Below are 21,417 nucleotides of genomic sequence, written 5' to 3'. Positions count from 1 at the left end.
GGCCCGGCCCTGCGGATGGGTGAACACGGGGGCAGACCTGACCGCCGGTGGTCTTGCGGGAGCGCCGCGTCAGCCGGCGGAGCGGCGGGACGCGCCATCCGCGCTGACGGTCGCCGCGCCGTCGCGCAGCGAGACCAGCCGGGCGAGCAGCGGGAGCAGCGCCTGCGCGATCTCCTCGCCGACCTGCTGGTGGAACTCCAGCGGGCGGCCGATGGGATCGGCGATGTCGTCACGGTCACTGGACGACCGGCGGGAGCGGGCGGCGGCAAGCGCCGTCACCAGCGCACGGCACCGCTCGGCGTGCGTGTCACCAGGCAGCTCGACGTCCGGGTCGACCAGCTCGGCCAGGTCGGCCGCCTCCCGCAGGGTGAAGGTGCGCGACAGCGCCCGGGGCGCCAGCTGGAGGGCGGCCCGGCGGTGGGTGCGGGTCAGGGTGAGCACCAGGTCGGCCCCGGCCGCCATGTCGTCGCGGAGCTGGCGCGCGGTGAACCCGGTGGGGTCACCACCCAGACCCGCCAGCACGAGGGCGCTGTCGGGGTGCACACCGGAGCCGACGACGGCCTGCGTGCCGGCGCTGGCCACGCTGACCGCTGCCGCGCCATCGCCCAGCGCCTCGGTCAGGTAGGCCCGGGCGAGCCGCTCGGCCAGCGCCGAGCGGCAGATGTTCCCGGTGCAGACGAACAGCACGGAGAACACCGCGTCCGAGGGCTGGGCCATGCACCCAGTCTCCCCGCCCGGGTGCAGGCGCCGGGAACCCGGTGGGTCAGTACGCCCCAGCGCCGCGGAACACGGCGCCCACGGTCTTCCACAGGATCATGAAGTCGAAGGCCAGCGACCAGTTCTCCACGTAGCGGACGTCGATGCGCACCGAGTCGTCCCAGGAGAGGTCGGAGCGGCCGCTGACCTGCCAGAGACCGGTGATGCCGGGCTTGACCAGGAAGCGGCGGTGCATGTCGAAGCCGTACCGCTCGACCTCGTGGGGCAGCGGCGGCCGCGGCCCCACGAGGGACATGTCGCCGCGCACCACGTTGATCAGCTGGGGCAGCTCGTCGAGGGAGTAGCGCCGCAGCACCTTGCCGATGCGGGTGACCCGGGGGTCGCCCTTCATCTTGAACAGCACGCCATTGCCGTCACTCTGCGCGGCGAGGTCGGGCACCATCCGGTCGGCGCCGCTGACCATGCTGCGGAACTTCAGCATCCCGAAGGTCTCGCCGTCGCGGCCGACGCGCTCCTGCCGGTAGAAGACGCCACCGCGGCTGGTGAGCCCGACGGCCGCGGCGAGGCCGATCAGGATGGGGAGCATCGCCAACAGGCCGAGGCCCGCCGCAGTGCGGTCGAACGCCTCCTTGGTGATGCGGCGGACGCCGCGCAGCTCGGGGCGCTCCATGTGCAGCAGCGGCAGGCCACAGACCGGCCGGATGCGCACCCGGGGGCCAGCGATCTCCGTGACGGCGGGCGCGAGGAGCAGCTCGGCCTCGGTCTTCTCCAGCTCCCAGCCGAGCCGGCGCAGCGCCGGCCCGTCGAGCTCGGGTGAGGGCAGCACGGCGACGGTGTCGACCTCGTAGGACCGGACGACGTCGAGCACGTCATCGAGGCCGCCGAGCACCGGGAGTCCGTCGAACTGGGCGACCTCCGTGCCCAGCGGGGAGGGGGGCAGGCAGCAGCCGATGACCCGGTAGCCGTGGTACGCCTCGCGGTCAATCTGCTCGTGCAGGGCCAGGACACCGGCCCGGTGACCGACCAGGATCGCGGTCTGCAGGAAGCGGCCGTCCTCACGCAGACGGTGCACCCGGCGGCGCTGCGCGTACCGCTGCGCCAAGGTGAGCACGGTGGCCAACGGCAGGGCGACGACGACGAAGCCGCGGGCCAGTTCCAACCGGAAGGCCCAGGAGACGGCGCCGACTCCGGCAAGCAACGCGACCGCGGAGGCGAACACCCGGCGGAACTCCTCCGCGCCGACCCAGAGGAACCGCTCCTCGTAGGTGCGGGCCACCAGCATCGTGAGCAGCCACGCCGGCGGCAGGAGAACGGCCAGCCACAGTGAGGGGGTCGTCAGGGCTGACCCGCCGGTCTGCGGCCCGAAACGGACCAGGTACCCGACGAGCGCAGCCACGACGGCGACCGTCAGGTCGCCGAAAACAATCCGCCGAACGTAGGTACCCCGCCAGGCCCGCCGAGCAGCCGTGCCCTCACCACGGAGCCGGGATCGCGCCGGAGGGCGCAGCCGAGCTACCGACCTAGGACGCTGGCGAAGCTCTTCGCCGCGCTCCTCGAGAACACTCACCCGACGCACCCCCGTGCCGCCGACCGCAGGCATACCTGACCCGCGGTTTCACTGACTGATGGCGTCGGGAACTCACATGTTCAACCGACCATGCGAACCTATCGAAGACGCACAGCACACGGCAGGCCATCGCAGTGATGGAGACAGCGCGGGGAGTGATGAGCCGAGGTTGGCCTAGCTCACCGTTACGACCGCGAGACGGTTTGTGCTCGCCACGCCGCTTCCGAGCGTCCTACTCGCCAGACGCCCAAACGTGGGCTTGGTCACCCCGCCGATCACCTGTGCTTCGGCCCCGCGTCGGAGTCATAGCCGTAATCGGTCCCGTAGCCATAGGTTGCGCTGATGTCAGCCTTGGGCGGCACGATGTTCAGCACCACTCCCAGGGTGCGAGCACCCACCCGATCCAGAGTGGCCCTGGCCTGCTGCAGCTGCTCTCTACGAGTGCTCCCATATCGGACCGACAGGACGACACCATCCACCATCACGGCGAGTCCACTGCTGTCCGCAACAGGCAGCAACGGCGGTGCATCGATCAGCACGAAGTCGTTGATTTCACGCAGTTGGGCAACGAACTGGGACATCTGACTCGAACTGAGGAGCTCGCTGGGGTTCGGCGGCGTGGGACCAGCAGCGATGACCCTGAGTTTGCCGTCACCGTAGGGCTGGGCCAAGTCATCAACTGCCGCACTCCCTGCAAGGATATTCGTCAAGCCAGCACCACTCACCATTCCCAAGTAGCGAGTGACCCGTGGGCGCCGTAAGTCACCCTCGACTAGGGTCACGCGTCGGCCCGTTTCCGCCAGGGTCAGAGCAAGATTGACGGCGACGGTCGTCTTCCCCTCCGCCGGCACCGCACTCGAGATCATGATGACTTTTGGCGGCTGGTCCACGCTTAGGAACTGCAGATTGTTGCGGAGCTTCCGATAGGCCTCCGCTGTGGCACTCAGGCCAGCCGTGTCGATCGTGTGCCGCTTCTCCAGCCCCTCATCTCGAAAGACCACCCCAATCACAGGAGCGCTGGCCAGGCTCGACGCCTGCTCCGCATCCCTGACCGATCGGTCGAGCCCCGCTCGAGTCACGGCAACCGCCGCGCCCGCAAGCAGTCCGGCTACCGCCCCGAGGGTGGTGTCCCTCCCTGTCTTCGGGGTGCTCGGAGCCGACGGTAGATCTGGAGCGTTTGTCACGGTCACCTTCACAGGGGAGACGCCGCTGGCGTCCGGCGTCTCGAGGTCGGCGACCAGTCGAGGAAACACCCTGCCGACCGACTCGGCGATGCGCTGGGCGTCCTCCGGGGAAGGGTCAGTCACCAGAACATCGATTAGCACCGTGTCGGTCACGGCGTTGGCCGACAGCTGATCGGAAAGCTCGGGGCCAGAGCGGCTGAGATTGAGATCATCGACCACGCGTTCCGCCAAGTTTTCACCCGTCAGCAACTGCGCATAGGAAGTGACGCGGCGCTCGGAGAACTGGCTACCTTGAAAGACGTCCGACGTCGAACCCGATTCCGTGGAGGAGACGAAGAACTGCATGTTAGCCGTGTACTGCGGCGTTCGGAGCGTGTCCATGCCCCAGGCCGCCGCTCCCCCCACGAGCAGACCGATCAGCGGCAGTACCCAAGCGGCTCGCAGCGCCTGAACGACTTGCTTGACATCCACAGTCTTCTCCTGCTGGGCGAGTCGGACACACCATGCGCGACGCTACAGGCGCCAAATGCCCAACCCTAGGCCATGAACTCCCTCGCTAGGCCCAGCTTCGACGCTGGCCCTCACCTTAAAGGGCAACCCCGGTCATCCCGCCTAAGGGAGAGAGGCACCTGGGGCGAGTGACGTGCCACACAGCCTTCGCTGAAGGCGGTGATGACGCTCTACCGTCACCTCGATGCCAGGTCAGCGCTAGCCTGCCACCGGTGCGGCCGAGCCAGCCCCTACCGGTATGCCCCTTCGCTCAGCACGTGGCTCACGGAGAAAACAGGATGCCCCAAACACTATTCCAGCCGAGCTAGAAGGCGAGTTCCGTGCCAGGCACCGTCCGACGATGAAGCTACGCGTACCCCGAAGCACGGTACTGGTAGTCGCCGACCAAGCGGTCAACAGTGCGACGAACTTCGCACTGACGGCCATCATCGCCGCCAACGCAAGCACCATCGAGTTCGGCGCCTTCGCAGTCGTTCAGATCAGCGTTCTGCTGGTGCAGGGCGTCGCCCAGCCAGCTAGTGGCGACATCCTGCTGCGATCACGAGCACAAGCCGTTCCCGCGCTCTTCGTTCCCGGCAGCCGATTGATTTGGCGCATGGCTCTAGTCCTTGCGGCGGGCGGTGCCGCCGCAAGCGCGGTCACCGGCTCGCCAATCGTCGCGATGGGATCCGCAGTAGCGGCGTGCACCGTACTAATCGACTACCATCGCTCGTTCTTCATAGCCGCCCGCCACTTCAAGCGTGCACTGATCATGGACCTTCTCTACGGCGCGAGCCAGACGACTATCGGCCTAGCCCTGGTCCTTGCATCTACCAGCGCCATCACTTCCGAACTGGCCACCGGAGCATGGCTGGCGGCCGGCGTGATCGGATTGCTAGCCGGCAGGGCGTTCGTCAGGGACGTCCGTCGACAGCCCCGCCCTACCGTCACTCCGGGCAAAATCCTTAGCGTCAGGTACGCCGCAGAATCCCTGGCCGTCTCGGGTAGCTCTCAGATTGCTCAACTCGTCGCCGTTCAACTCCTTGGCGTTGGATTCGCGGCGGGACTCCGTGGCGCCTCGTTGGTGCTCGGTCCGATCGCTTTGGCGTTACAGATGAGCAGATTTATACTCATCCCTTCCTTCAGTCGCCTGGCGCCGAGACGGGGACGTCGATTGGCTCAACGAAGCGCTGGCGGCCTGTTCTTCCTAACGTTGCTCATCGGAGTGGCAGTCTACGCAGGATTGCATCACTTTGGTCACGTCCTGCTAGGGGAGTCGGCCGACATTGCGCAACTGTTCTTCCCAATAGTAGCGATGATGTATGCATCCCAAACCGCCTACTCAATCATGTTCTACTTCCACCGCGCTCAGCAGCAGGACACCATCGTGTCATTCGCTCGAGTGCTTCAAGTGGCTATTCTTGTGGTCGGAAGTGTAGCAATGCTCACACTCACTCAAGAGCTGGGATTTCTGATTGTTCTGGCACTTTCTCCAACCGCGGCTGCTGCAGTCATGCTGATCGCCCGGCCCCGTCTCTCGCAGGTGGTGACCCGCCCATGACCCCCCACTTCTGCATACTGGCGCACTCAGATGCCCCGATGCTAGCCCGACTGGCCGACCGACTCAGGCCCTTTCCCACTTCCATTCACATCGACGCTAAAGCGGATATTGAACAGTTCAGGGATCGTCTTCCAGGTGACGCGAGACTCCTGAAGATCCGTCACTCTGTCTCTTGGGGTGGCCGGTCGGTGGTCAGAGCCATGGAGGAGCTGGCGAGTGCCGCAATGCCGAGCATGGAGGACGACGACCACTTGGTCTTCCTTTCCGGCCAGTGTTACCCAGTGCGACCCATCTCGGACTTCGCGACATACCTCTCGAGTCAGGCACGTTCACAGTTCTGCCGGGCGTACCGCTTGCCGCAGAATGGCTGGGAGCGGCGCAGGGTTGCGCGACGCCATTGGTTCGACGCAGGTCAGCCCTGGGCTCGCTTGGGCGTGCCGATGCCAGTGCGCCGCGTGACGCGGAAGGCAGTCTCGCTCATACCCCTGGGACCGAGAGGTTCCCAAGCAGCCGATGTGTTCGTCGGATCGCAGTGGATGGCCCTTACCAAACTGTGCTGGACCGACATCCATCGAGACGGAGCAGCCTCGGACATGCCTCTCTTCCGACAGAGCTTCGCCCCCGATGAGATGGCAATTCAGACGCTCGTACACCAGAACGAACGATGGAGCAAGGCCACCCAGCGTGGCGGGCCGGAATCTTTGCCCGACCCGCCCCCCATCCACCCCGTTCCCTCGTTGGGCAACTTCCACGTCTTGCACCCAAGGATGCGAGACCTCTTTCGGACACCCGACGACTTGCCTCAGCTGGAATCGCATCACCATTTCGTGCGGAAGGTCCACAGCACGTTGAGTCAGCCCCTTTTGGACCACCTCGACCGAAAGGTTGCCCAGTGACCGAGACGTCACCGTCGGCCACGATCGTCGTGGTCAGTTACCACGACGAAGCGCAGGTGGAAGACTTCCTGGCACAGTTGGCTGTCGAAGTGCCCCACTATAGAGTTATAGTTTTCCGGAACGACTGCCCGCCTTCGGCGCTCCCCCTTCGTGTCCCGTCGGACTTACAGGTAACTGAGATGCGAGACCGCCGCAACCTGGGGTTCGGCAGCGCTTTCAACCGGGCAGGATGGGCCGTCGCCACGGAAGTCACTGTTGGGTTGAACTCGGATACCAAGCCAACAGCCGACGTATTAGAAGCCCTGGTACGCGACGCGGCGACACAGCCGGACTCGCTTTTCGCGCCCGTGCTGTTCAATGAGTTCGGCTCTCACGGGCTGCGGCCCTTCTATCGACCAACGACCCTTCTGGCGTCGCGGCTACGCGGCCCTTCGCCCGTCAGACCTGGTGCGAAAGGTTGGGCCGTCGGCGCCTGCTTCGCGATCGCGACGGACAGCTTCCGAAGGCTCGGAGGCTTCGACACCGCGTATAGGCTGTACTTCGAGGACGTCGACTTGTGTTGGAGGGTACAGGAGAACGGTGGACGGGTGCATGTGAATGAGAAGTTGCGCCTGTTCCACGCTCACGGTCGAGCTTCGAAGAGGCTGCTTAGCCGACCGTTCGTCTGGCACGTGAAAGGCGCGTTCATCTTCTTCGCAAAGCATCCTCGGGCACTCTTTGGGATGGAGCCCGCCGCAATGAGTGAGCCGTCATGGCGTTGATCGAGTACGTGCTTCGCCAAGATGCGGACACCAAACCCGGTGGTGATATTGAGCAGGCCAAGAAGTACGCAGAACTAGCGGTGTCCCAAGGACACGTCACGGCGATCAGCGTTGGTCGCCCGCAACGGCCAGACGCGAACATTCGTCACCTGTTCAACGTAGACCGCCCAAGTGAACTGCTTCGCAACCTGAAGGCCTCAGACGGTAAGCCCGTCGTTATCAGCTCCATCCACCACTCCCACCAACACCTGGCCGCCTTCTACCGCAAGCGGCGAGGGCTGCTCGGACATGCCGAGCGCGCGCTCCCCAGGCCTCTCGTCGAGTTCGGCAAGGACGCCCTACGACGCGCCCGCGTCGACCATCGCCTCGATGCTCGCGTGAGCACGCTCCCCTTGAGCAGGAATATCCGCCTCGGCCTTGAACGCGCCACCGCGGTCTTGGTCCTGGCCAGGGGAGAGGCGGGATGGCTGAAGCAGGACTTCGGCTATACCGGTCCATCCATCGTCATCCCGAATGGAAGCGACCTAGAGATCGGCACCACCGCGAGGGTGGGCCAACCAAAGTACGACGTGATAGTTGTCGGTCGAGTCGAAGAGCGAAAGAACCAGCTGGCGGTCGCTAGAGCACTGAGCGGAACAGGGCTGCGGACGATCTTTGTGGGCAGGCCTAATCCGACTTCTCGGTCATATGTTGATGACTTCGCCAGCGTCGTGGCGAACGATTCGGCACTCAGCTGGCTGCCGGGTACCACTCGCGCAGGCGTGGCCGAACTACTCGTGAGCTCACGAGTCAGCGTTTCTGCCAGCTACTTCGAAGTGCTGTCTCTTGGTGACCTTGAGGCTGCTGCCGCTGGCTGCCAAGTGATCGCGAGCGAGGCTGGCAATACCGCTGAATACTTGACGCACGGCGCGCAGTACGTGAGCCCGACGCGGGTCGAGTCCGAGTTGCTCCCACTGATCAGCCGCGCTCTCACCCACGAGCGGTCCGGACACAACCCCAAGCCGTCGCGGGTGCCCTTACCGACCTGGTCACAGGTTGGGGATCGACTTGGAGAGGTCTACTCCAGCGTCCGATGAGCTCGTCGTATCGCGCGACGCCCTTACTTGATGGTCGATGCATGCGCTCCGGATGGCGTCGGTGAGTGTGTCGCTCAATGTGGTCGTCGTGTAGGCATGCCTTGGCTCGCGCTACATACTCGGCTTCCAGCTGGGCGCCAGCGGCGTGTCGCGGGGAGACACGCGGTAGCGGTCTGTGCATGTGCGACTACGCGCCTTACCTTCTTCGTCGTCGGCTGTGGGCCGGCGCGAACAGGGGGAAGCAGCAGGGTGCACGCCGCAGGACAGGGCCCGGAGACCACGGGCCGCCACCGCCGCATCGAGTCGGCTCCTCCGCTCACCGAGACCGGCCGCCACCGCGCCGTCTCCGCTGAGCCGCAGAGGGCCCCGGCCGCTCCCCGCCACCGGTACGCCGTCCCGGATCCGCCCCCTCCCCCGCCGCTGGTCACCGCGCGCACCCCCCGGGTCCCCGCCGCCGAACTGCCGCCACCCCCGCCGCTGCGCACCCCGCAGACCGGCCGCCACGAGGCGTCCCTGCAGCGGCGTTCGGCCGCTCAGCGGCGCCGCCCGGCCAAGTCGCGCACCCGCCCGGCCACCAAGCCCGGCAGCCGGCTCCTCCAGCAGAGCGTCGCCTGCAGCGCCCTCGTACTGATGGCCCTCGCCCCGGTCCTCGCCCGCTCCGGCACCACCCTGGGCCTGCACGACGCCGTCGCCGCCGAGATCGCCGCCAACCCCGACGGCGCCGTCGCCACGCTCGCCGAGCTCGAGCGTGGCAACCAGCTCTCCGGCACCTCCTCGACGGGCATCGGCAGCCCTTACAGCCGCCCGGCCGCCCCCACCGACAGCGACACCGCGGCCGCCGACACCGCGGCCGCGGACACCGCGCCCGGGAAGGCAGAGCCCACCCCGGAGGAACAGGCGCTCGACGCGGCCACCGAGCCCGCCACCTCCGCCGGGAGCGAGACGGCCACCGCGCCGGCCGCCGTCGAGCTCGTGCCGTCCGCGCCCGGCACGACCACCGGCACGGCCACGCCGTCCACCGCGCAGGTCCCGGTCACCGTTCCGCAGACCGTGCCGCAGAAGCCGACCTCACCCACGCCGCCGGGGCAGAGCGCCCCGACGAACACCGGCGGTCAGCCCACCCCGACCGCGCCCACCGACGCCCCGGTCCTGCAGGACCCCACCGCGCCCCCCGTCGAGCTGCCGGCACCGACCACGACCCCGCCCGCCCCGGCGCCCACCGACGAGGCGGCCCAGCCCACCGAGGGGCTGCTCGGCGGGCTCATCGGCGCCGTCGGCGACCTGCTCGGCGGCTGACACCCGCGGTCGGCCGGCCCCCGGGGCACGGAGGGCGGACCGGACCGCGGGCGAGCCGGCGGCGACCGGCCGGCCCCCGTGCCCGGCCGATCGCCTCGGGCACCAGCCAACCCACTGCCCTCGCGCGCCGCGAGCCCAGCGCGGGTGCAGCTCGGCGCAAAGTGGCGCAGTCATCGCAACGGGGCGCAAGTGGCCTGGTCAGGCCGTGTTGCGGCCTTCCAGGCTCGATCCGTCCGGTGGCGAGGTAGCCTCCCTCGTCACCGGAGACGACAGGAACGGGGAAGCATGACGGGCACCGCTGCCGAGGGGGCCCCGGCCGACGGACAGCCGACCGTCGACCCGTTCGTCCGGCAGGTCAACTGGCTGCTGGCCACCACCGGCGGCAAGGACCAGCTGGCCCGCCGCTCCGGCAACCGGGTCAGCCCGCGCACCCTCGACAACTGGACCGCCGGCCGCTACCCGCGGGACCGGGTCAGCGGCGCGGTCCGCGACCTCGACGCCTGGGCGATGGCGCACGTGCCCGGCTATCCGCACGAGGCCGGCGTCCCCCGGCTCGTCGAGTCCTGCGGTCCGCCGCCACCCACGGTGCTCCGCGCGGTCCCCGCGCTCGACGAGTCCGCTGCCACCGCGACCCCCGCGCCGGCCACCGGCGGCGGCCGGCGCTGGCTGCGCTGGGCGGTGCCCCTGGCCGTGCTGCTCGCCGTGGCCACCACCGTCGTCCTGCTGGTGCGCGACCCGGCCCTGCCCACCCGCGGCGACGGCACGATCTGGCCGGAGACCACCGGGAGCCTGGGCGCCAACACCTTCGCCGACCCGGTGAAGATGCAGGACAACTCCCGGCCCATCCCGCCCGACACCACCGTGCAGGTGCGCTGCCGCTTCTACGCGCCGAGCGTCCCGAGCGTCGAGCCCGACGGCTACTGGTACCTCATCGACTCCGGCGACTGGGCCGGCCGCTGGTCGCCGGCCAACTCGTTCATGAACGGCGACTACCCCGGCCGGCAGACGGTCACCAACACCGACATGGTGGTCCCGATCTGCCGCTGAGAGCTCTGGCGGCAGGACGGGGACCCGGAGCCGGGCGCGGGGGAGGCAGCCCGGCCCCGGGTCGATCAGGAGCGGCTCAGCGAGCCGCGGTGCCGGCCAGCGCCGGCTCGGGCACCGGGACGGCGCGGGTCTCGGCCGGGGACGGCGACGCCGCCCGCTCCGACCACGCCGCCCAGGCCCGCCCCGGGGCCTCCAGCAGGTGGTAGCTGAGCCACGCGACCGCGAGGGTCACCACCAGCATCAGCACCGTCGTCACCGGGAAGGCCCAGGCCGAGGAGTCCGGCGGCAGGAAGCCGTAGGCGTCCAGCACCCGCAGCATCGGCTCCTGCCAGATGTAGACCCCGTAGCTCAGCAGCGCGATCCCGCCGGCCAGGCGGCCGGGCATCCGCCCCGACGGCGTCGTCACCGTGGCGAACCCGGTGGCGGTCCGCGTGCGCCGGTCGGTGACCGAGGGCAGCAGGTAGAGGAAGGCGGCCAGCCCCATCGTGCCGTGCGGCCACCAGTCCGGGGTGTTCTCCGGGAAGGTCAGCCCGGTGCCGACCAGCAGCACGACGGCGGTGACGTAGGCGGCCACCACTCCCCAGCGCGGCAGCGCCGGCCGCAGGACCGCCAGCACCGCGAGCACCAGGCCCAGCGCCATCAGGTCCAGCCGGGACAGCGGCCCGAACCAGGTCGACCAGCTGTCGGTGGGCCGCTCCAGCCCGAAGTGCATCACCAGCTTGTAGGCCCAGCTCACCGCGGCCAGCACCGCGGCGACGCCGAGCAGTGCCCGCACCCGCGCGGCCCGGCTGTCCATCCGCCGGCACCAGCGCTGCAGCGGGCCGCCGATCAGCGCCAGCAGGACGTAGAAGTGCATCGACACCGCGATGAACCAGGCCGGCCCCAGCGTCCAGAAGATGTACTCGTCGCTGTAGACCTGCGTGAACGTCAGGTGCAGCACCAGGTCGGCCCAGTGCCCGGGCAGTCGCGGGTTCGACAGCGCCCACACGATCAGCACCGCCACGAAGTAGACCGGCAGCAGGCCCACCGCACGCTTGCGCAGCAGCGTCCGGCCACTGGCCACCGGGCCCTCCCGCAGCGCGCCGCGCACCACGGCGCGGGCGGCCAGGAACATGGTGACCACGAAGAACGCGTCCACCCCGCCGGCGGCCATCAGCACCAGCGCGCGGTGCCAGAAGGCGCCACCGGTCCAGTCGGTCATCCCGGTGTAGGCCGAGTGCTGGTAGGCGTGGAACACCAGGACGGCGAAGGCGCCCACCACGCGCAGGTAGGTGATCGGGGCCAGCATCGCCGACCCCCGCCGTCCGGTCGGCTCGCTCGTCGTCGTGCTCAGGGCCGTGCTCACGCCGCCACCTCCGCGGTCCGCGCGGCCGGGACGACGGTGCCCGTCGTGCGCGGGGTGGTCACCCACCGCCGCTCCCCCAGCCACTCCTTCATCTGCGCCACCCGGGCGACGACGTTCTTCAGCTCCGCGTACCAGAGCAGGCTCATCAGCGCGAAGACCACGTACTGCCGGGCCGGGGCGCGCCGGTCCGCCGGCGTCGTCCGGTAGGCCACCCAGGTCTGGAACGGCCCGGCCAGCGAGGTGAACAGCAGCGCCAGCACCAGCGAGGGCACGTTCAGCGGGATGCCCGGGGTGCCGTCGAACCAGGTCGACCAGACCAGCAGCGGCAGCACCGCCAGGCTCAGCCACGGCGTCACCTCGCGCCAGCCCAGCAGCACCGTCGCGCCGACCCGCTGCCGCAGGGTCAGCCGCGGGCTGCGCACGACCGCGCCCAGCCGGGCCAGCGACACCTGGAACCAGCCCTGCGCCCAGCGCGCCCGCTGCCGCCACCAGCGGGCCACCGTCACCGGCGCCAGCTCGGTGGAGCGCATCTCCGGGTCGTACACCAGCTCGGCGCCGTCCAGCAGCGCCCGCATCGAGACGTCGATGTCCTCGGTGAGCATGTCCGGGCGCAGCCGCAGCCGGCGCAGCAGGTCGGCGCGGAACCAGCCGTTGGAGCCGCCGAAGATGGCGAACCCGTGCAGCCGCGAGCGGCCCAGGTGGCTCACCCCGTAGATGACGTCGAACTCGCGGGCCACCAGCCCGCTCACCGGCGACTCGCCCTCGTTGCGGATCACGCACCGGCCCTGCACCACGTCGGCGCCGCCGGCGATCCAGGCCGCGGCCCGGGCGAAGGAGTCCGGCGCCGGGTGGTGGTCGGCGTCGAAGACACCGATGACGTCGCCGCCGGCCAGGTGCAGCGCGGCGTTGACGTTCTGCGCCTTCGACGCGCTGAACGGCACGTGGACGACGGTCAGCCGCTCGTGGGCGGCCGCCAGGGCGTGCAGCTCCGCCTCGACCGGCAGCGACCGGGGCGTGTTGTAGGCGACGATCACCTCCGCCTCGGCGTAGTCGACGCGCAGGAAGGCGTGCACCGTCTCCACGATGGTGGCCGCCTCGTTGGGCAGGTCGGCCGGGATCACCGCGGTCAGCCGGGGCCGCCGGCCCTCCGGCAGCGGCGGGGGCGTGGCCGCGGGCAGCGCGAGCACGCTCTCCAGCCACAGCGTCGCCGAGGTGATCAGCAGCCCGAGGACGACGACGCGGAAGACCCAGTCCGCCGGCTCGACGCCCAGCGCCAGGGAGGCGGCGACGACGGCCAGCGGCCAGGTGAGCGCGGCCAGGCTGGTCAGCAGCACCTGCCGGCGGGTGCGGTGACCCAGCAGCCGGCGGCCGGTGTCGGCCTGCGGCGGCGCCCACCGCACCGGGACGGCGTCCAGCCGGGCGCGGGCCTGCCCGGCGGCCTCCATCGCCTGCTCCACCAGCTCGGGCACCGGGCGCGGGCCGATCGCCGGCGCAGCGCCCCAGCCGACGGCCGGGGTGATCGACAGGGTGGTGCCGGCGACGCGCACGCCCTCGGCGCGCAGGGTGTCGACCAGCTGCTGCAGGGCCAGCTTCAGCGGGCCCGGCCGGCGGGCGCCGACGGGGGCGAGCACCTGCCCGTCCGCGGTGGTCACCGGGGCGTCCGGGGACGGCAGCGCAGCACGGACGGCGTCGGCGAGCCGCTGGGCGACCTCGCGGACGGCGGCCGGGCCGTGCTCGGCCAGCACCTGCTCGCGCTCGGCGTAGTCGACGGCCACCACGGTGGCCCGCGGACGCAGCGCGGACGGGACCAGGGCGGTCCACGGGGAGGGGCGGCCGGGCAGCCCGTCGAGCCAGACCTGGGCCGGCAGCTCCCGGGCGCCCGACTGGGCCGGGTGGTGGCGCACCCGGGTGCCCGCGGGGATCGACGGCAGGCCGGTCAGGCGCTGCGCCTCCTCCGCGGACCGCGGTGCGGGCAGGGTCGTGGTCACGATGGGTCACCCCGGAAGTCGGTCGAGCTCGGTTGCGCCCGCAACGCTGCGTGATCGGCTTCGTCGCCGTCCGGGTCGTCCGACCCGCGCTCCCTCACTCAACGGGGCCATCCGGAGGGCCCGGTATCGCCTGATCGGTGGGAGATGTGACGCAGTGTCACCCGTTCCGGAGTGACCTCACCCACTCGGTCTACGGAGGGTGATCGGACGCTGCTCGTGTGTGATCGCGACGGTGCGTCACCGGCGCCGGGTTCCCGGGAAACGCCTTCGCCGCCGGGCCTCACCCCCAGGGATGAGGCCGGCGGTTGCAGGGCTCAACGTCCCGCGCCCGCGCGACGACCAGACCGGTATGCCGATCGCCCCCGACCTGGTTGCGCCCGAGAGCCCACGCCTCGACGCAGCCGACGCCGTCACCCTGCTGCCGCCCCGCGCGGTGCTCTTCGACCGCATCACCGAGCGCGCCGTCAGCACCGACCGCGCTCCGGCCACCCTGGTCCTCATCGGGCTGCTGCGCCGCGACAACGGCTGGCCGATGCCCGGCCCCCAGCTCGACCAGGTGGCGGCGATGTTCTCCCGCTCCGTCCGCGGCGACGACTGGCTGGCCCGCTCCGGCCCGACCGAGTTCGCCTTCCTGCTGGGCGGCCTCTCCCCCGACGCGGAGATCGCCGCCCACCGGCTGGTCGACGCCGTCGCCAACGAGGGCATCCCCGGACTCACCGCGGCCGCCGGCATCGCCGGGCTCAGCCCGGAGACCTCCCCCGACGAGGTGCACCGCCGCGCGACCCTGTGCCTCACCGCCGCCCGCAGCGTGGGCGCCGGTCAGGTCATCCGCTACAGCGGCACCCGCCGCTGACCTGACCTCCCCGCCGCCGCGGCGCGGCGAGCACCTGGATCGGCATCGTCGCCGCGCCCCCACGGACACTGCCCCGTGTCGCCGAGTCCCGGCGGCGCGGGGCAGTTCGCGTTCCCGGCGGCGCCGGGCAGCTCAGCGGCGGAAGAGCCGGCCCAGCAGCGACCGGGAGTAGCGGGCGCAGTCGCACAGCGCGCAGTCGGTGCCCCGGCGGTAGTGCTCGTGCGCCACCTTGCCGTGCCCGCAGGCGGCGCAGGTCGTCCCGTCGACCGGCACCCCGTTGGCACGGTCGTCGACCGCCGCCAGCCGGCGGCGGGCCGGGCTCCGGCGCCGGGGAGCGGGCTCAGGGAGAGGTGGCACCGGAACGGCCTCCGGGAGAGGGAGAAGGACGACGGGGAACGCCCCCGCCCCATCCACTGTAGGTCGGCCGACCGGTGCACCGGCCCCCACGCGGTCGGGCACGGCGCGTCGCCGGATCCCCTCCGGGATCACCCGTGAAGCGAACCGCACCGTTCCGGCCCGGACCGTGTCTAGGGTGGCCCATGCCCGCAGGTCGGCCCAGGAGCAGCCAGTCGCTCCGCCGGGTGTTCGCCGGTGCGGTGCTGGCGGGCAGCCAGCTGACCGCGGGCCCCAGCACGGAGCTCCCGGCGTGGGACCTTCCCGGCTGGCAGCTGGTGCTCGCCGAGGACTTCGACTCCCCCGCCGGGCCGGGCCGCTTCGCCGCCACCTATCCCGGCTGGGCCGGCTACGACGGCGCCCGGGACACCTCCCGGGACCTCGGGCGGCCACCGACCTCCCAGGGGCAGTACGACAGCGCCGGCACGACCACGGTGCACGACGGCCTGGTCGACATCCGGCTGCACACCGCCGACGGCACGCCGCGGGTGATGGCCCTGACCCCCACACCGGATGGCCGGTGGTGGGAAGGTGAGCAGTACGGCCGGTACTCCGTGCGATTCCGCACCGACACCGTGCCCGGTTACAAGGTCGCCTGGCTGCTGTGGCCGAGCAGCGACGACTGGACCGAGGGCGAGATCGACTTCCCCGAGGGCGCTCTGGGCGACGAGATCGCCGGGGCGTCGCACTCGACCGCCGGCGACCCCAGCGTCAACGCCTGGACCGTCGAGACCGGGGCCACGATGGACGAGTGGCACGTGGCCACCATCGAGTGGCTGCCCGACCGGCTCACCTTCACCCTCGACGACCGGTCGTGGACCACCACGGAGCCCAGCGCCATCCCGCACCAGCCGATGCGCTGGGTGCTGCAGACCGAGACCGAGCTGACCTCCCGCGCGCCCGACCCGGAGGCGAGCGGCCACGTGTACATCGACTGGGTGGCTGCGTGGAGTCGCCGCTGACCACCCGATCCAGTGACGTTCCGTGATAGAGCGTTCACTTGTGGTTCACATGTGACGAAAGTGACCGGGGTGGCGAGGACCTCCCAATTCTCTCTGTACCTTTTCGGCTACTTCTGGTTACCTCGCCGGCGATGAACAGGAACCGCCTCGCCCGCCGCCGCCTCTTCGCCCTCTTCTTCGCGGCCGTGACGACCCTCTGCGGCGCCGGCTTCTCGCTGCACCAGTCGCCGGACGCCACCACCGAGGCCGCCGGCGCCCGCCCATCGGCCACCGGCACCGCGTCGGCCGACCGGCCCAGCCGACCGGCGTCCCGCGCCGAACGCCCCGCCCCGGCGCCGTCCAGCCAGGTCCCGTCCGCCGTCGTCCCGACGCCGGGCGCCGGTTCCGCCACCACCCCGGCCCCGCCCCAGCCCGAGGCGGTCACCGCCCCCACCCCGGCGGCCACCACGCCGTCGACCGGCACCTCCCCGAAGCCGAAGCCGACCCCGGCACCCGCGCCGGCACCGGCACCGGCACCCGCACCGGCGCCCGCACCCGCGCCAGCCGCCGTCGGCACCGGCGAGGCCCTCCCCACCACCGACCTGCCCGGCTGGGACCTCGTCCTCTCCGAGGGCTTCGACCGCGCCTCGCCGCTGGGCTCCTTCGCCCGCGACTACCGCGGCTGGGCCGGCTACGACGGCGCCCGGGACACCTCGAAGAACGGCCAGTACAACAGCGCCGCCACCACCAGCGTGAGCGGCGGCATCCTGGACAAGCACCTGCACTCCACCGGGTCGGGGGCGCAGGTCATGGCCCTCACCCCGCCCATCGCCAGCCAGACCTACGGCCGCTACGCCGTCCGGTTCCGGATGGACCGGGTCCCCGGGTACAAGGTCGCCTGGCTGCTGTGGCCCGCGAGCGACAACTGGAGCCAGGGCGAGATCGACTTCCCCGAGGGCAGCGTCGGTGGCCAGGCGCACGGCTACTCGCACGACGTGACCGGCAACCCCGCGCGCAACGCCTGGTACATGGACAGCGGCATGTCGATGGACACCTGGCACACCGCGGTCATCGAGTGGACGCCCAACGCCGTCACCTTCGCCATGGACGGCAAGACGTGGACCACCACCGACCGGTCGGCCATCCCCACCGCTCCGATGCGCTGGGTGCTGCAGACCGAGACCGAGCTCTCCGGCGGAGCACCGTCCCGCAGCGCCTCCGGCCACGTCCAGATCGACTGGGTGGCCGCCTGGAAGCGCGGCTGACCTCCCGCCGGTCGCCCGTCAGTCAGCCGACGGGCGACCGGCGTCGGCCAGGCCGTCGAACCACGCGGCCAGGTCACCGGGTTGGAAGCACGAGGCGTCGACGTGCCCGCCCTGGCACGGCACCACGCTGACCTCGGCGACCCCCTCCAGCCGGGCGATCAGCGGGTCGGCGTTCTCCGCCGAGACGACGAAGTCGTCGTCCTCGGCCAGGTAGAAGCGCAGGTTCTCCCCCGCGAAGTCCTCCGCGGGCAGCTCCGCCGGGTTCTCCGGACCGGTCGGCAGCTCACCGCCGTAGGCCGCGCGGACCTGCGGCTCGAACTCGCTGCCCACCGTCACCGCCAGGTTGGTCAGCGGGGAGATCAACGCCATCCCCTGCAGGTCCGGGATCGCGTCGGCGGCCACCAGCTGGAGCCCGGCGACCGCACCCATCGACTCGGCGATGAGGAACGTGCGGGACGTGCCGTACCGGTCGGACAGCTCCTCGGCGAGCTCGACGTAGGACTGCTGCGAGGCATCGTTGCCGAAGGCGTTGCGGTGCGCGTCCCCGGCCGCGACGACGTAGCCCTCGTCGACCAGCCGCTCCACCACCCCCGCCTGGTCGCCGTTGGCCAGCGCGGTGTGGTCGCCGTTGAGCCCGTGCAGGTAGAGCACCAGCCCGCGGGGCGTGCCCGGCGGCACCACCGCGGTGGCCGGCTCACCGTCCACCACGAGGTCGACCACCTCGGGCGCCGGCTCGGACGCAGGTCCGCTCCCGCCGCACCCGGTCAGCCCCCAGCCCAGCAGCAGCCCGCCGCCGATCACCGAGGCCAGCAGGCGCCGGCGCCCACGCGGGCACCCGTCCCCGCGGTTCGTCATCCGACCGGGTGCAACGGCTGCCTGCACACCCGCCCCCTCCGCTAGCTTGATCGACGTGGACGGTCTGACTCGCCGGGTCCTCGTGCGCGGTGGCCGCACGGACGTCACGTGCGCGCCCTCATGAGGATCCTGACGCAGGTCTACACCCTCGAACGCGTCGGCGGCATTGAGATCAACACGCTGGAGGTCACCCGCGAGCTGGCCGCCCGCGGGCACGAGGTGCACGTCGTCCACGGCCCACCGCTGCTCGCCCCCGGCGCGCCCAGCATGCGCGCGGACCTGGAGTCCGCCGGTGTCGCCGTCCACGGCCCCCAGCCCTTCCTGGCGCCGTCGCTGCGCACCGCGCTGCCCGCGGTCCGCGACGCGCTGCCCACCGCGGCCCTCGCCGCCCGGCTGCGGCCCGACGTCGTCTGGCTGCAGCGCTTCGAGCACATCATCTGGGGCCAGGTGGTGGCCCGGCGCTCGGGTGCACCCCTGGTCTGCCACCTGCACCACGCGCTCAACGGCGGGCCGCTGACCACGCTCGCCGGCCGGGGGGTGCAGCGGTTCATCGCCGTCTCGGAGTTCATGCGGCGCCGCTGGGTCGACGGTGGCCTGCCCGCCCGGCGCATCGAGGTGCTGCACAACGCCGTCCCGGCCGCCCGGTACCCGGTGGGCGGCGACGCCGAGCGCAGCCGCGCGCGGCAGTCCCTCGGCCTGCCGGCCGAGGTCCCGATCGCGCTGTTCTACGGGCGGCTCGAGCAGGACAAGGGGCTGCGGCTGGCGCTGGACGCCTGGGACCGGACCGCCGGACGCCGCGGCGCCGCGCACCTGGTGCTCGCCGGTGAGTTCCCCCCGACCGCCGACCCCGCGCTGGCCCCCCGGGTGGCCGACCTGGTCCGGTCCGGCTCGGCCACCCTGCTGCCGCTCCAGCGGGACGTCGCCCCGCTGCTGCACGCCGCGGACCTGGTCCTGTTCCCCAGCCAGCTGCCCGAGTCCTTCGGCCGGGTGGCGCTCGAGGCGCTGATGACCGGCCGGCCGGTCCTCGCCACCGCCGTCGGGGGCGTCCCGGAGATCCTGTCCGGGTCGCTGACCGGGCTGCTGGTGCCGCAGACCGACGTCGCGGCGTTCGCCGACCGGCTCGTCGACCTGCTCGACTGGCGGACCACCGACCCGGGGCTCGGCGGCCGCTGCGCCGCGGACGCGGCGGCGCGCTTCTCCTTCCCCGAGCACGTGGACCGGCTGGAGCAGCTGCTGGACCGCGAGCGGCGCCGGAACCGGTCAGCCCTGCCCGGCTGACCGGCGGTGCCGGCCGGCCGGCCGCGGCGGCCCCGAGTCACCGGCCCTGGCCACCCGCAGCTGGTGCAGGAACCACGGCAGGCAGGCGAGGGCGACGGCGAAGCGGCCCAGGTTCCAGGCGGTGTCCTGCGGCAGCAGGGTCGAGGCCCCGCTCACCGCCAGCGCCGCGAGCGCCGCCAGCTGCAGCCGGACCGGGATGCGCGGCCAGGCCACCCGCCGCGGCAGGGCCACCCGGTGCAGCACCGTCTGCACCGTGAAGGAGGCGATCGTCGCCACCGCCGCACCGGCCAGCCCCCAGACCGGCAGCAGCACCAGGTTCAGCACGACGTTCAGCGCGGCCGCCACCAGCGCGGCCACCGCCAGGCCGCGCGTCGCCTCCAGGGTGATCAGCGCCCGGGCGCTGGCGTTGCCGATCAGCACCGGGAACGCCGCGGCCGCGACCAGGAACGCGACGACCAGCAGCTCGTCGGGCCGGAAGCTCGCCGGCGCGGCGACCGTCAGCGCCAGCGGCGCCCCCAGGGTCAGCCCCAGCAGCGCGGGCAGCATCAGCCGCAGCAGCGCGTCCCGCGACCGGCCGATGAGCGCCCAGCGTTGCACCTCGTCCCGGACGGCGGCGATCTGCGGCGCCCAGGCCATGCTGGCCAGCCCGAGCAGGATGATCGCCACGTTCCCGACGTTGTAGGCGATCTGGTACCGGCCGACCTCGGGTGCGCCCAGCACCCGCTGGACGACCAGCCGGTCTCCGGCGTTGAGCACGTAGACCGCCAGCGAGCTGACCATCAGCGGCAGCCCCAGCCGCAGTGCGCGGCGGGCCAGCCCGGCATCGGCGATCCCCCGCCACCGCGGCCGGACCAGCCAGGCGCCCAGCAGCACGGTGGCCACCAGCGCGCCCAGGTAGCCCACGGCGTAGGTGCCCGCCGTCCGGGAGCCGGTGACCAGCAGCAGGGCCGTGCCCGCCAGCTGGCCGCCGACGCCGTAGAGCACGTTGACCACCGTGAAGGCCCGCAGCCGGTCCTGGCTGAGCAGCAGCACCGACGAGAGCACGACGCCGACCGCGGGCACCGTCCAGCCCAGGGTGAGCAGCACCAGCGACCCGGCGCCGTCGAAGCCCAGCTCACCGCGCCACAGCGGCGCCGTCCCCACCCCGAGCAGGGTGACCAGGGCGGCGACGCCGACCCCGATGGCCACCAGCGCCTGGGCGGGACGGTCGCTGCCGGTCTCCGCCCGCAGCAGGATGACCGCCTGGTCGAAGCCGACCGTGGCCAGCACCACCAGCACCTGGCTGAGGGCCACCGCCGAGGCGAGCCAGCCGAACTCCTCGGCGGGCACCAGGTGGGCGAGGACCGGGTAGACGACGACGGCGCTGATCAGCTGCAGCGCCCAGACGGCCACGTAGAGCAGCCCACGGCCGAACAGCGACTGGCCCTCCGCGGGGGGAGCGCCAGGCGTGGCCCCGGCGGCCGGGGAGGCGCTCGCGGCGTCGTCCGGCTCCCCGGCCGCCCGCCCGCCGTGCTCGTCGACCGCAGCCGCGGTCCGCGGCACGGCACCGCCTGCCTCCACGCGTCCGTCCTCCCCGCACTGTCGTACCGGTCGAGCCCGGTCCCACTGGAGCCGGCACGGCGGCGCTGGGCACCGGCGCGGCGAGACTAGGGGGTCCGGACGCCCCGTGGGGAGCTGCCGGTCGCGGCAAGGCCGATCCCGGCCCGGCCGGTGGTCCGTGCCGCATCCCTCTCCCACGACGCGCGGATGGCCCTTTACAAGCCCTGAGGGCTTCGGTAGGAACGCTACGCACAGTCACCGCACATGGTGCCGTCCCTCCCGCGAGGGGGCGTCCGAACGCTGGTCGCCCGCTCCGTGACCGCGAGTCATCGCGGCCACCGGTGGGTCGGCACGCACGGCCTGCAC

Annotated in this window: 18 protein-coding genes; 10 read left to right on the top strand and 8 right to left on the bottom strand. The window is 71.6% G+C overall.

The genetic code is table 11. From position 1 onward, the window contains the following. Nucleotides 1–69: 69 nt before the first annotated feature. From ACI795_RS09430 to ACI795_RS09420, 3 genes are all read right to left on the bottom strand, one after another. Nucleotides 70–717 (bottom strand): arsenate reductase/protein-tyrosine-phosphatase family protein, encoded by a 648-nt coding sequence (locus ACI795_RS09430; RefSeq protein WP_457075234.1) that lies wholly within the window; start codon nucleotides 715–717, stop codon nucleotides 70–72. A 46-nt stretch (nucleotides 718–763) separates the two neighbouring features. Continuing rightward, nucleotides 764–2,317 carry a sugar transferase gene (locus ACI795_RS09425; protein ID WP_457075233.1) on the bottom strand — a complete coding sequence of 518 codons (1,554 nt, stop codon included), beginning with the start codon at nucleotides 2,315–2,317 and terminating at the stop codon, nucleotides 764–766. A gap of 242 nt (nucleotides 2,318–2,559) precedes the next feature. Continuing rightward, nucleotides 2,560–3,939: a polysaccharide biosynthesis tyrosine autokinase gene (locus ACI795_RS09420; RefSeq protein ID WP_457075232.1), complete on the bottom strand. Its 1,380-nt coding sequence runs from the start codon at nucleotides 3,937–3,939 to the stop codon at nucleotides 2,560–2,562. A gap of 379 nt (nucleotides 3,940–4,318) precedes the next feature. On the opposite strand from ACI795_RS09420, the gene ACI795_RS09415 reads away from it, so the two are divergent. From ACI795_RS09415 to ACI795_RS09390, 6 genes are all read left to right on the top strand, one after another. Continuing rightward, on the top strand, nucleotides 4,319–5,518 hold the full coding sequence (locus ACI795_RS09415) for a hypothetical protein (RefSeq protein WP_457075231.1): 1,200 nt from the start codon (nucleotides 4,319–4,321) through the stop codon (nucleotides 5,516–5,518). Further along, a complete protein-coding gene (locus tag ACI795_RS09410) occupies nucleotides 5,515–6,414 on the top strand; it encodes a beta-1,6-N-acetylglucosaminyltransferase (RefSeq protein ID WP_457075230.1) in 900 nt (299 codons plus the stop codon). The genes ACI795_RS09415 and ACI795_RS09410 overlap by 4 nt, the downstream gene beginning before the upstream one ends. Beyond that, complete coding sequence (locus ACI795_RS09405; protein WP_457075229.1) at nucleotides 6,411–7,175, top strand: glycosyltransferase family 2 protein; 765 nt, start codon at nucleotides 6,411–6,413, stop codon at nucleotides 7,173–7,175. Before ACI795_RS09410 ends, ACI795_RS09405 begins: the two co-directional genes overlap by 4 nt. After that, on the top strand, nucleotides 7,166–8,251 hold the full coding sequence (locus tag ACI795_RS09400) for a glycosyltransferase (protein WP_457075228.1): 1,086 nt from the start codon (nucleotides 7,166–7,168) through the stop codon (nucleotides 8,249–8,251). Before ACI795_RS09405 ends, ACI795_RS09400 begins: the two co-directional genes overlap by 10 nt. Before the next feature lie 249 nt (nucleotides 8,252–8,500). Then, the gene (locus tag ACI795_RS09395) at nucleotides 8,501–9,547 is read left to right on the top strand and encodes a hypothetical protein (protein WP_457075227.1); all 1,047 of its coding nucleotides are present in this window, start codon (nucleotides 8,501–8,503) and stop codon (nucleotides 9,545–9,547) included. A 285-nt stretch (nucleotides 9,548–9,832) separates the two neighbouring features. Next, complete coding sequence (locus tag ACI795_RS09390) at nucleotides 9,833–10,594, top strand: hypothetical protein (RefSeq protein WP_457075226.1); 762 nt, start codon at nucleotides 9,833–9,835, stop codon at nucleotides 10,592–10,594. A 76-nt stretch (nucleotides 10,595–10,670) separates the two neighbouring features. Here ACI795_RS09390 and ACI795_RS09385 read toward each other — a convergent pair whose 3' ends face one another. Then, nucleotides 10,671–11,939, bottom strand: a complete 1,269-nt coding sequence (locus tag ACI795_RS09385; protein ID WP_457075225.1) for an acyltransferase family protein — start codon at nucleotides 11,937–11,939, stop codon at nucleotides 10,671–10,673. Further along, on the bottom strand, nucleotides 11,936–13,927 hold the full coding sequence (locus ACI795_RS09380) for a glycosyltransferase family 2 protein (RefSeq protein ID WP_457075224.1): 1,992 nt from the start codon (nucleotides 13,925–13,927) through the stop codon (nucleotides 11,936–11,938). The genes ACI795_RS09385 and ACI795_RS09380 overlap by 4 nt, the downstream gene beginning before the upstream one ends. 349 nt (nucleotides 13,928–14,276) lie before the next feature. Between ACI795_RS09380 and ACI795_RS09375 the strand changes: the two genes are divergently transcribed. Beyond that, nucleotides 14,277–14,780 (top strand): hypothetical protein, encoded by a 504-nt coding sequence (locus ACI795_RS09375; protein ID WP_457075223.1) that lies wholly within the window; start codon nucleotides 14,277–14,279, stop codon nucleotides 14,778–14,780. 132 nt (nucleotides 14,781–14,912) lie between these two features. Here ACI795_RS09375 and ACI795_RS09370 read toward each other — a convergent pair whose 3' ends face one another. Further along, nucleotides 14,913–15,137, bottom strand: a complete 225-nt coding sequence (locus tag ACI795_RS09370) for a hypothetical protein (RefSeq protein ID WP_457075222.1) — start codon at nucleotides 15,135–15,137, stop codon at nucleotides 14,913–14,915. Between the two features lie 182 nt (nucleotides 15,138–15,319). On the opposite strand from ACI795_RS09370, the gene ACI795_RS09365 reads away from it, so the two are divergent. Then, entirely contained in the window at nucleotides 15,320–16,135 is an 816-nt protein-coding gene (locus tag ACI795_RS09365) for a glycoside hydrolase family 16 protein (RefSeq protein WP_457075221.1), read from the top strand. 131 nt (nucleotides 16,136–16,266) lie between these two features. Next, nucleotides 16,267–17,379, top strand: a complete 1,113-nt coding sequence (locus ACI795_RS09360; RefSeq protein WP_457075220.1) for a family 16 glycosylhydrolase — start codon at nucleotides 16,267–16,269, stop codon at nucleotides 17,377–17,379. Nucleotides 17,380–17,397: 18 nt separating this feature from the next. On the opposite strand, the gene ACI795_RS09355 is transcribed toward ACI795_RS09360, so the two are convergent. Then, on the bottom strand, nucleotides 17,398–18,234 hold the full coding sequence (locus ACI795_RS09355; RefSeq protein ID WP_457075219.1) for a serine aminopeptidase domain-containing protein: 837 nt from the start codon (nucleotides 18,232–18,234) through the stop codon (nucleotides 17,398–17,400). Nucleotides 18,235–18,354: 120 nt separating this feature from the next. Here ACI795_RS09355 and ACI795_RS09350 point away from each other — a divergent pair, with 120 nt between their 5' ends. After that, nucleotides 18,355–19,512 (top strand): glycosyltransferase family 4 protein, encoded by a 1,158-nt coding sequence (locus tag ACI795_RS09350; RefSeq protein ID WP_457075218.1) that lies wholly within the window; start codon nucleotides 18,355–18,357, stop codon nucleotides 19,510–19,512. Here the strand turns inward: ACI795_RS09350 and ACI795_RS09345 are convergent. Then, nucleotides 19,495–21,072: a lipopolysaccharide biosynthesis protein gene (locus ACI795_RS09345; RefSeq protein WP_457075217.1), complete on the bottom strand. Its 1,578-nt coding sequence runs from the start codon at nucleotides 21,070–21,072 to the stop codon at nucleotides 19,495–19,497. The genes ACI795_RS09350 and ACI795_RS09345 overlap by 18 nt on opposite strands. Nucleotides 21,073–21,417: the final 345 nt, after the last annotated feature.

It is taken from the genome of Modestobacter sp. SYSU DS0290, assembly GCF_054050955.1.
Note: the sequence above shows the minus strand (reverse complement) of the source record. Positions and strands in the feature narration are given on the sequence as shown.